This is a genomic window from Pseudomonas helleri (assembly GCF_009600315.1).
GTDB lineage: Bacteria > Pseudomonadota > Gammaproteobacteria > Pseudomonadales > Pseudomonadaceae > Aquipseudomonas > Aquipseudomonas helleri_A.
Genome location: NZ_WIWC01000051.1, coordinates 1 through 9,110, shown reverse-complemented (window position 1 = coordinate 9,110; position 9,110 = coordinate 1). Strand labels below are relative to the sequence as shown.

The following is a 9,110-nucleotide window of genomic DNA, read 5'->3' as shown; positions in this document are numbered from 1 at the left end:
CAGGCTTTACGACGGCTGCGCCGCCGATCGCAGCCTCGCAGAGCTCGTCAGCTGCTACGCAAAGCTCTGGCGTCGTAGCAGTTGACGAGTAGAACGAGGCTACGTTCGACGATGAAATCGTCGCAAACGCTAAGAACACGGTGCAGCAGGCCGCACCGGATTGAACGGTTTTACGACGGCCACGAGCTGCATTGAATACAAGGAAATCAAAATGTCGGTATTACCCGAACTGGAAGCGTTTTTGGAGCTGGCTGAATTCAGCCGCATGACCGGCAAAAGCCAGCCGATGCATGAAATGACCCCGGCACAGGCCCGCAGCGAATTTGAACTCAGCTCGGCGGTGTTTGACGTGCCCGTGCCCGAGATCGACAGCTACGACCTGCGCATCCCGGCGCGGGACAACTTCAGCCTGGCGGCGCGGCTGTATCGGCGCCCCGATCTGGAGATTAACTCGCTGCCGGTGGTGGTGTACTTCCACGGCGGTGGCTATGTGATCGGCAGTCTCGACAGTCACGACGCCCTGTGTCGCCGCTTAACCGCGGCGGGGCAGTTTGCCGTGCTGGCGGTGGAATACCGGCTGGCCCCGGAGTGGGTCTTTCCGACGGCGGTGAACGACGCCTGCGATGCGGTGAACTGGCTGCTGCGTGATGGCGCCAAACACGGGCTGGATCCCTCACGGGTGGCCTTTGCGGGCGACAGCGCAGGCGGCACCTTGAGCACCGTGCTGTCGATTCTGGCAGTGCGCGACCCGCAGGAAGTGGCCATCGTGCCGCGTGCACAGGTGCTGCTGTACCCGGTCACGGATGGCAGCCGCAAGCGCGCGTCCCATACCAGGTTTGCCGAAGGTTACTTGCTGGAAACCGCGAGCATGGACTGGTTCTACCGGCATTACACTCGCACTGAAGCTGACCTGCACGACTGGCGCCTCTCGCCGCTGCTGGCGCCAGACCAGAGCGGGTTGGCCCCGGCGCTGGTCTATCTGGCCGGGTATGACCCGTTGTATGACGAAGGGTTGGCCTATGCCGACAAACTCACGGCGGCGGGCAATGAGGTGTTGTTGCTGCAAGAACCCGGCATGACCCACGACTTTATGCGCATGAGCGGGCTGTTGGAGGAAGTGGCAGGCATTCATGCACGGGTGGCGGGGTGGTTGGATGAGCAGTTGTTGAAGCCGTAATCACAGGTAGGTCGACAGTGCGTGAGCGCTGTCGCTGCCAATCAACAGCCACAACAGTATTCGGGCCTTGCGCGGACACAAGCCCCCACTCATGTGCAGGCCCTTGTTGATCAGGTCGATTTCGCCACCCTTAAAGCCATAGGTGGCAACTGCGGTCGACCCGGCACCGCAGCGGGTGCTGACGATAACGGGCATTTGAGCGGCAATCGCTTCAAGCGCTGTGCTCCATGGCTCGCTGACATGCCCGGCGCCGAATCCTGCAATGACCAAGCCTTCATAACCCAGTGGTACAAGTTGCTCCACAAGTGTGGTGTCGGCGGCGAGTACGGCTTCGAGCAAGGCGACTTTTTGGCGGGTGCGTACGGGCCAGGGCACTGTTTTGCGGGCACTGGCTGGTCTCGCGAAGTGTACGCGATGTTCCATGATCATGCCCGCAGGGCCGAGGTTGGGTGAGGCAAACGCCTGCATGGCCAGGCTGTGGGTTTTACGCACAGCCAGTGCTTGATGAATTTCTGCATTCATCACCACCAATACGCCCCGTTTAGTGCTGTCTTCACTCAGGGCGACGCGGCAGGCATCCAGCACGTTCGCCGGGCCGTCTGCACCGGGTTGGTCGGCCCCGCGCATGGCACCGGTCAGCACCAAGGGCTGGTCGAGATCCCACAGGTACTCAAAAAAAGTGGCTGTCTCTTCCAGCGTATCGGTGCCTTGGGTGATCACCACGCCTTGGGCACCCTGTGCGACCTGACGTTTGGCCCAGCTTAAAACGCTCAGCAAAAACTCAAAGTCCATTGATGCGCTGGGTAGCAGGCCAAGACTTTCCACCTGCAGTTCTGCCAGATCGTTCAGTTCCGGGATTGAGGCCAGCAAGGCTTCGCCACCCAGAGCGGGGGTGATGCCTGCGCCCGGCGTGGTGCGTTGCATGCTGAGGGTGCCGCCCAAGGTGGCAATGGAGATTTTGGCTCGCAACATGTTTGTTCTCATAGGTCAGCGGCGTGGCAGGCGCAACCTGCCACGCAGGGTAATCAGCGCTTATTCAATCAAAGCGCCGATCAAGGGAATGATCAACAAGGTGCTGATCGCCATCGACAGAACATTGCCAATATAAGGGTGCAGGTACGGCGGCAACCGCTGAGCTATGGCGCACGCCAGTGGTGGGGCTATCAAAGCGCCCAGAACCGCACTGGAGAACAGGACACCGGCGCTGCCACCATAGTTCAACACGGCAGCGGGTACCACTGAGACCAGTGGCACGTAAGTGGGATACCAGCCGCGTTTTCGCCATTGATCACGCCACACAACCACCCCGATCAATGAGGTCAAGGCTTGAGCGGCGACCATGTGCAGCAGCAAGCCGGAGCCATAGGCAGGGCTGAGCGGGTTCAATGCGTAAGCCATCAATACCCCTGCCAGCATGCCCAGGCTGGCCCACTCATTGCCAAAGAACGGGGCTTCGGAGAAGTCCGCCAGAACGCGGCGTATCGTCCAGATCACCCCGTAGTCAGGCGCATTTTCAGAAACAGCAGGCGTATCTGCTGTCTCTTGCGGCCGGGTGCTGACCAGCGCCGGAACGGCACGGCACAGCGCAAAGGCCACCACGCTACCCACCGCCATGCCCAGTACATTCCCGACCACCACGGGCAAGCCAAGCGGCAAGCACACAACGTTGACGATGAGCAGGCACGCCGGTGTGACCAGCAAGGCACCGAGGATTGCCCCGTTGATCGTGACTTTCCAGCCACCCCCAAAGAACAGCACCATGGCGGCGGGCAGCGACACAAAAGCGGCAAAGGTGGGTTGCCACGTGTCTGCGGTCAGGGTCCAGCCCCACAGCGCATTGCTCAGCAATAACCCAGCAGTGAGCTACTGACCAGCCAAGGCCATAGGCCCGTACCGTAGCAAATACTGAATCCTTGCCACGGTCCTGCGTAGCGACTGGCCCAGTAACCCAACGCCCCGCCGAGCAACAGTCCCAGCGAGGCGAGTTCGTGCTTGTAAAAGGCCACTTCACTGATGTCGCCGAGCTCCCAGCGTAACCAAGCTACGGGTGAAGGCAGGCTCGCCATCATGTCGTTGTAGCCGGGCCAATAGTCGGTGCCTGAAGTTGAGTGGCTGAACGCGACCCATGCGGTCGCCAGTACCACCATCAACACCGTGACCGTCCACAGGATCAGGAAGCGAGCGGGCGAGCCAGAGGGGGCTTTCTCGGATAAGGATTGCATGATTGCACCCCCATCAACGCGGCAAACAAGGATGGTGGCGATAACCGAGCATCGGCTCATACACATCGACACGCCGATCGCGGCACAAATCGTTCAAATTGTTCCAGATTGGCGCGCTGCGGGCGGTCGACAGGTCTACGTCGGCGTAGAGAATCGCTTGTTCATCGGCGGGTGCGACTTCGCCGATCGGCCAGCCGTTGGTGCCGGCAATCAGCGAGCACCCCAGGTAACGCTCGCCGTGTTCCTCGCCGATACGATTGGCGGCGGCGATAAACACGTTATTAACGTGGGCTGCGGTCATCGTCAGGTAGGACGCCATGCATTTTCCGGCCTCATCGAACAGCGGCGGGGGTGTCCAGACCCAGTTGTTGAGGCTGCAAATAATGTCGGCGCCTTGCAGGCTCAGCAGGCGCGGTACTTCGGGAAACCAGACATCCCAACAGATCATCAGGCCGATGCGCCCGATGGGGGTTTCGAACACTGGAAAACCGAGATCGCCGGGGGTGAACCAGAGTTTTTCCTTGTTCCATAAATGGGCTTTGCGGTACTTGCCGATAAAACCGTGCGGGCCGAGCAGAACAGCGGTATCGAACAACTGCATACCGTCCTGCTCGGCCAGTCCTGCGACCAGATACACCTGATGTTGTTGCGCAAAGTCGAGCCAGGCGCACACGCTTGGGCCATCAGGCACCCCTTCGGCATGTTTGAAGGCATCCTGACGGTTGGCAAACAGATACCCGGTGTTGGCCAGCTCCGGGAGCACGATCAAATTCGCCCCGTTTTTGGCGGCTTGCAGGGCCAATTGCAGGCTGGTTTGCAGATTGGTTTGACCGTGTTGTGTGCCGACTTGCGGGTCGAATTGCACGACGGCAATACGCACGGGACTGATGGCTGGGTTCATCGCTGACACCTCTTGTTGTTTTTATGGCCCCAGGTTGCAGGGCACATCAGTAAGAGGAATTGTCAGGTCAGAGGTCTATCAGTGATTTCCGTTCTTGGTGTAGTACGTTACTTGGTTAAATGCGGGCTGTATCTGAATGGACTACAGCCTAGTGGCGCTATTGGGTGGAGAGGCTTTAGTTGAACCCTATCTGCGCAATCAACCACACATTCGCCGCACTGATCACGGCAAACAGAAACCACGCCAACATCCGTGTTGGCAGGCGGTTGGCAAACGGGCCCATCAGTTTTTTATCGCTGGTCATGCGGATCAACGGGTACAGCGCAAAGGGCAACTGCAAACTGAGGACGACCTGACTGAGGATCAGCAGTTTGCCCACGGCATTGTCGCCCATCAGCCATACCCCCAGAAAGGCTGGTATCAACGCCAGCCCGCGAGTAATCAGCCGTCGCTGCCAGCAGGGTATGCGCAGGTTCAGATAGCCTTCCATGATCACTTGCCCGGCGATGGTGCCGGTGAAGGTCGAGCTTTGTCCGGAGGCCAGCAGCGCCACTCCGAACAAGATGCTGGCCATGGCCCCTCCCACCAGCGGGTCGAGCATGCGGTACGCGTCCTGAATTTCAACGACGTCGGTGTGGCCCGTGTGGTGAAAGGCGGCCGCCGCCAGTATCAGGATCGAAGCGTTGACCAGCAGTGCCAGTGCCAGCGAGCCAATGGTGTCGATTCGCGACAGGCGCACGGCGTCCAGTTTGCTGGCGTAGTCCTTGCCCGTCAGGCGGGTTTGCACGATGGAGCTGTGCAGGTAAAGGTTGTGCGGCATGACGGTGGCGCCAATGATGCCGATGGCGATGTACAGCGGCGCCGCGTCGTTGATGGCTGACAGCGAGGGTTTGAACCCTTCGAACACGTCTGGCCAGTACGGTTTGATCAGCACCAGTTCGACAAAAAAGCACCCAACGATGGTCAGCACCAGCGCCAGCATGATGGCTTCGAGGCGGCGGAAGCCTTTGCCTTGCAAGGCCAATATAAGCAGGGTGTCGAAGGCCGTCAGGGCGATGCCGAAGGTCATCGAACAGCCAAGTAGCAAGTGAAAGGCCAGCGCACAGCCGAGGACTTCGGCCAGGTCAGTGGCGATGATCGATATTTCTGCCAGCAGCCATTGCACCCGCGCCGAGCGCTTGCTGTAGCGCTCGCGGCTCAATTGCGCGAGGTCGCGCCCGGTGGCAATGCCCAGGCGCGAACACAGGCATTGCACGGCCATGCCGGCGAGGCTGGCGAGCAGTACGACGAACAGCAGGTTGTAGCCGTAGCGCGATCCCGCTTCGATCGCCGTCGCCCAGTTGCCGGGGTCCATGTAGCCGATGCTGATCAGCAGGCCGGGCCCGGCAAAGCGCAGGGCACGTTTCCAGAACGGCGCGCTTGGGTCGACAGGGATGCTGCCGCTGACTTCGGGAGGGCAGAAGGGTGCGGTAGCGATTTTCGGCAGGCTGAATTTCAAGCGCGTGCTCCGTTACTGAGGGGCGGGTAGGCGCACGGGTGTGAGCAGCGGTTGGCCGCTGAAGAACGCTTGCAGGTTCAAGACCACGAGTTGCACGGTGTCCTGGGCCGCTTGCGGCGACTGTCCGGCGATGTGCGGGGTCAATACCACATTGCTCAGCCGTTTGAGCGCGTCGGGTACGCGCGGTTCTTCATCGAACACATCCAGTCCGGCACCGGCGATGCGGCCTTCAGTCAGGGCTGCAACCAGTGCCGCGGTGTCGACCACGCTGGCACGCCCGATGTTGATCAGGTAGCCCTGTGGCCCCAGCGCTTCAAGCACTCGGTGGTCAACCAGATGATGCGTCGCGTCGCCACCGGGCGCGGCCACTATCAGAAAGTCCACCGCTGCCGCCAGTTCGCGCGCACTGGCCCGGTAGGTGTAGGGCACATCGGGCCGGGGTTGGCGGTTGTGGTAGCTGACGCTCATGTCAAAGCCGTTGGCGGCACGACGGGCAATGGCCAGCCCCACGGCGCCAAGGCCGACAATGCCCAGCCGTTTACCTTCAAGGGTCGGGCACATGGGCTTGAGCCATTCGCCACGCCGAACACTGGCGTCCGCCTGGGGGATGCTGCGCGCCAGTGCCAGCAGCAGCGCCATTGCATGGTCAGCCACCGTCGGGGCATTGGCACCGGCACCATTGGTCACGCTGATTGAGCGATTGCTGGCCGCCTGCAAGTCGACGTGTTCGTAACCGGCGCCAATCACGCAGATGATTTTCAAGCGGGGCAGGGCGGCGATTTCAGCGGCGTACAACCCCAGCGGCCCGCGGGTCAATACTGCGTCGATACGCTCGCCATGGGCGGCAATGGCTTCGGCGCGACTGGCCGGGGTCGGCGCGCGAATCAGTTCAAAACCGGCCTGCTCCAGCAGGGGCAAGTAATCGTTTACCGCTTCAACCAGCACCAGCACAACGCGGGACATACCTGTCTCCAGCCAAGAAAAGTCGAGAATGGCCCGAGGTTAACACTGCTGACTGCAGCTTTTCCCGGTATCAAGTTGATACACGTAGGCTATTTCTACTTTTTTCAACCGTGTGGCAGTTGGGTCAAGTCCGGCGCTGGAGCCAAGCCGGGTCGGCCTGTTACCATTCGCCCTTTGTTTTATCTCCAGTTCGAGACCGCCCATGACCACCGTTCGCACGCGCATCGCGCCATCGCCTACCGGCGACCCTCACGTCGGCACCGCTTACATCGCTTTGTTCAACTACTGCTTTGCCAAGCAGCATGGCGGCGAATTTATTCTGCGTATTGAAGACACCGATCAGTTGCGTTCGACCCGCGAGTCCGAGCAGCAGATCTACGACGCTTTGCGCTGGCTGGGCATTACCTGGAGCGAAGGCCCGGATGTTGGCGGCCCGCACGGCCCGTACCGTCAAAGCGAGCGCAGCGACATCTACAAAAAGTACACCCAGCAGCTGGTTGACATGGGTCACGCTTTCCCGTGCTTCTGCACGGCCGAAGAGCTTGACCAGATGCGCGCCGAGCAAATGGCCAAGGGCGAAACCCCGCGTTACGACGGTCGCGCCCTGTTGCTGTCCAAAGAAGAAGTGGCCCAGCGTCTGGCTGCCGGTGAACCCCACGTGATCCGCATGAAAGTGCCGACCGAGGGCGTGTGCGTGGTGCCTGACCTGCTGCGCGGCGACGTTGAGATCCCGTGGGATCGCATGGACATGCAAGTGCTGATGAAGACTGACGGCTTGCCGACGTACTTCCTGGCCAACGTGGTCGATGACCATTTGATGGGCATCACGCACGTGTTGCGTGGCGAAGAATGGCTGCCATCGGCACCCAAGTTGATCCTGCTGTACGAATACTTCGGCTGGGAACAGCCGCAGCTGTGCTATATGCCGCTGCTGCGTAACCCGGACAAGAGCAAGTTGTCCAAGCGCAAGAACCCGACCTCGGTCACGTTCTACGAGCGCATGGGCTTTATGCCCGAAGCGATGCTCAACTATCTGGGCCGCATGGGCTGGTCGATGCCGGACGAGCGCGAGAAGTTTTCGTTGCAGGAAATGGTCGATAACTTTGACCTGAGCCGTGTGTCGCTGGGCGGGCCGATCTTTGACGTCGAGAAGCTGTCTTGGCTCAACGGTCAGTGGCTGCGTGATTTGCCGCTGGACGAGTTCGCCAGCCGTGTTCAGCAATGGGCGCTGAACCCTGAGTACATGATGAAGATCGCACCGCTGGTGCAGGGCCGTGTCGAGACGTTCAGCCAGATTGCGCCGTTGGCCGGGTTCTTCTTCGCGGGTGGCTTGCAGCTGGATGCCAAGCTGTTCGAGCACAAGAAGCTGTCCAACGAGCAAGTGCGTCAGTTGATGCAATTGATCCTGTGGAAGCTGGAAAGCCTGCGTCAGTGGGAAAAAGACGCCATCACCGGCTGTATTCAGGCGGTGGTTGAGTCCCTTGAGCTGAAGCTGCGTGATGCGATGCCGTTGATGTTCGCCTCGATCACGGGGCAGGCCAGCTCGGTGTCAGTGCTGGACGCGATGGAGATTCTGGGGCCGGACCTGACCCGTTTCCGTCTGCGTCAGGCGCTGGACCTGCTGGGCGGCGTGTCGAAGAAAGAGAACAAAGAGTGGGAAAAGCTGTTTAACGCAATCGGTTAAAACGTGTTGAACCATCCGTAGCAGCTGCCGAAGGCTGCGTCCGGCGGCGCAGCCGACGTAAGTTCTAATTGCGCGGTTTCACTTAAAGACCGCGAGTCCAGGATTTACGATCGCTGCGCAATCGGACGCAGCCTACGGCAGCTGCTACGGGTGAGCAGGCCTGCCAAAGGCCGTGTTTTCGGGGGTGTGAGGGTAAGTGGTTGTTCTCTCGATGATTTTTTTCAAAAAACTTTGAAAATAAGTTTGACAGCCTACCGATCCGGTCTTAATATGCGCCCCGTCCACACAGCAACACGCAACACTGACTGTTTGGGGCTATAGCTCAGCTGGGAGAGCGCTTGCATGGCATGCAAGAGGTCAACGGTTCGATCCCGTTTAGCTCCACCAAATTTACAGTTCAATGCCTGGCCACACCGGCATTGAATCGATCAGCACTCAGCGCTGATCAGTTAGAAGGTTTATGTCCCCTTCGTCTAGTGGCCTAGGACACCGCCCTTTCACGGCGGTAACAGGGGTTCGAGTCCCCTAGGGGACGCCAGTTTTACAGAAGCAGCACTTCGGTGTTGCTCCGCCGCCAGGCGATAAATCGGGGCTATAGCTCAGCTGGGAGAGCGCTTGCATGGCATGCAAGAGGTCAACGGTTCGATCCCGTTTAGCTCCACCAA

Annotated in this window: 6 protein-coding genes, 3 tRNA genes and 1 pseudogene; 5 read left to right on the top strand and 5 right to left on the bottom strand. The window is 60.0% G+C overall.

The features are described 5' to 3' along the window. Positions 1 to 211: 211 nt before the first annotated feature. Positions 212 to 1,177, top strand: a complete 966-nt coding sequence (locus GHN86_RS21110) for an alpha/beta hydrolase (RefSeq protein WP_153383091.1) — start codon at positions 212 to 214, stop codon at positions 1,175 to 1,177. Here the strand turns inward: GHN86_RS21110 and GHN86_RS21105 are convergent, their stop codons facing one another. The 5 genes and pseudogenes from GHN86_RS21105 to GHN86_RS21085 form a co-directional block, all read right to left on the bottom strand. Next, positions 1,178 to 2,149 carry an asparaginase gene (locus tag GHN86_RS21105; RefSeq protein WP_153383089.1) on the bottom strand — a complete coding sequence of 324 codons (972 nt, stop codon included), beginning with the start codon at positions 2,147 to 2,149 and terminating at the stop codon, positions 1,178 to 1,180. A gap of 60 nt (positions 2,150 to 2,209) precedes the next feature. Continuing rightward, positions 2,210 to 3,324 (bottom strand): annotated as a pseudogene (locus GHN86_RS21100) (hypothetical protein). Between the two features lie 88 nt (positions 3,325 to 3,412). Further along, positions 3,413 to 4,300, bottom strand: a complete 888-nt coding sequence (locus tag GHN86_RS21095) for a nitrilase family protein (RefSeq protein ID WP_153383087.1) — start codon at positions 4,298 to 4,300, stop codon at positions 3,413 to 3,415. Between the two features lie 175 nt (positions 4,301 to 4,475). Next, entirely contained in the window at positions 4,476 to 5,798 is a 1,323-nt protein-coding gene (locus GHN86_RS21090; RefSeq protein WP_153383085.1) for an Nramp family divalent metal transporter, read from the bottom strand. A gap of 12 nt (positions 5,799 to 5,810) precedes the next feature. Further along, positions 5,811 to 6,761, bottom strand: coding sequence for a 2-hydroxyacid dehydrogenase (locus GHN86_RS21085; RefSeq protein WP_153387246.1), 951 nt, complete (start codon positions 6,759 to 6,761; stop codon positions 5,811 to 5,813). Between the two features lie 202 nt (positions 6,762 to 6,963). Between GHN86_RS21085 and gltX the strand changes: the two genes are divergently transcribed. From gltX to GHN86_RS21065, 4 genes are all read left to right on the top strand, one after another. Further along, positions 6,964 to 8,445 carry a glutamate--tRNA ligase gene (gltX, locus tag GHN86_RS21080; protein WP_153383079.1) on the top strand — a complete coding sequence of 494 codons (1,482 nt, stop codon included), beginning with the start codon at positions 6,964 to 6,966 and terminating at the stop codon, positions 8,443 to 8,445. Positions 8,446 to 8,756: 311 nt separating this feature from the next. Next, positions 8,757 to 8,832 (top strand) — tRNA-Ala (locus GHN86_RS21075). A gap of 75 nt (positions 8,833 to 8,907) precedes the next feature. Next, positions 8,908 to 8,983 (top strand) — tRNA-Glu (locus GHN86_RS21070). Positions 8,984 to 9,033: 50 nt separating this feature from the next. After that, a tRNA-Ala gene (locus GHN86_RS21065) sits at positions 9,034 to 9,109 on the top strand. The last annotated feature ends 1 nt before the right edge of the window (position 9,110 follow it).

Bases quoted from the DNA above. Each gene is read 5' to 3' on its own strand.
- GHN86_RS21105 (WP_153383089.1), bottom strand. From the start codon at position 2,149: ATGTTGCGAGCCAAAATCTCCATTGCCACCTTGGGCGGCACCCTCAGC.
- GHN86_RS21095 (WP_153383087.1), bottom strand. From the start codon at position 4,300: ATGAACCCAGCCATCAGTCCCGTGCGTATTGCCGTCGTGCAATTCGAC.
- GHN86_RS21085 (WP_153387246.1), bottom strand. From the start codon at position 6,761: ATGTCCCGCGTTGTGCTGGTGCTGGTTGAAGCGGTAAACGATTACTTG.
- gltX (WP_153383079.1), top strand. From the start codon at position 6,964: ATGACCACCGTTCGCACGCGCATCGCGCCATCGCCTACCGGCGACCCT.
- GHN86_RS21110 (WP_153383091.1), top strand. From the start codon at position 212: ATGTCGGTATTACCCGAACTGGAAGCGTTTTTGGAGCTGGCTGAATTC.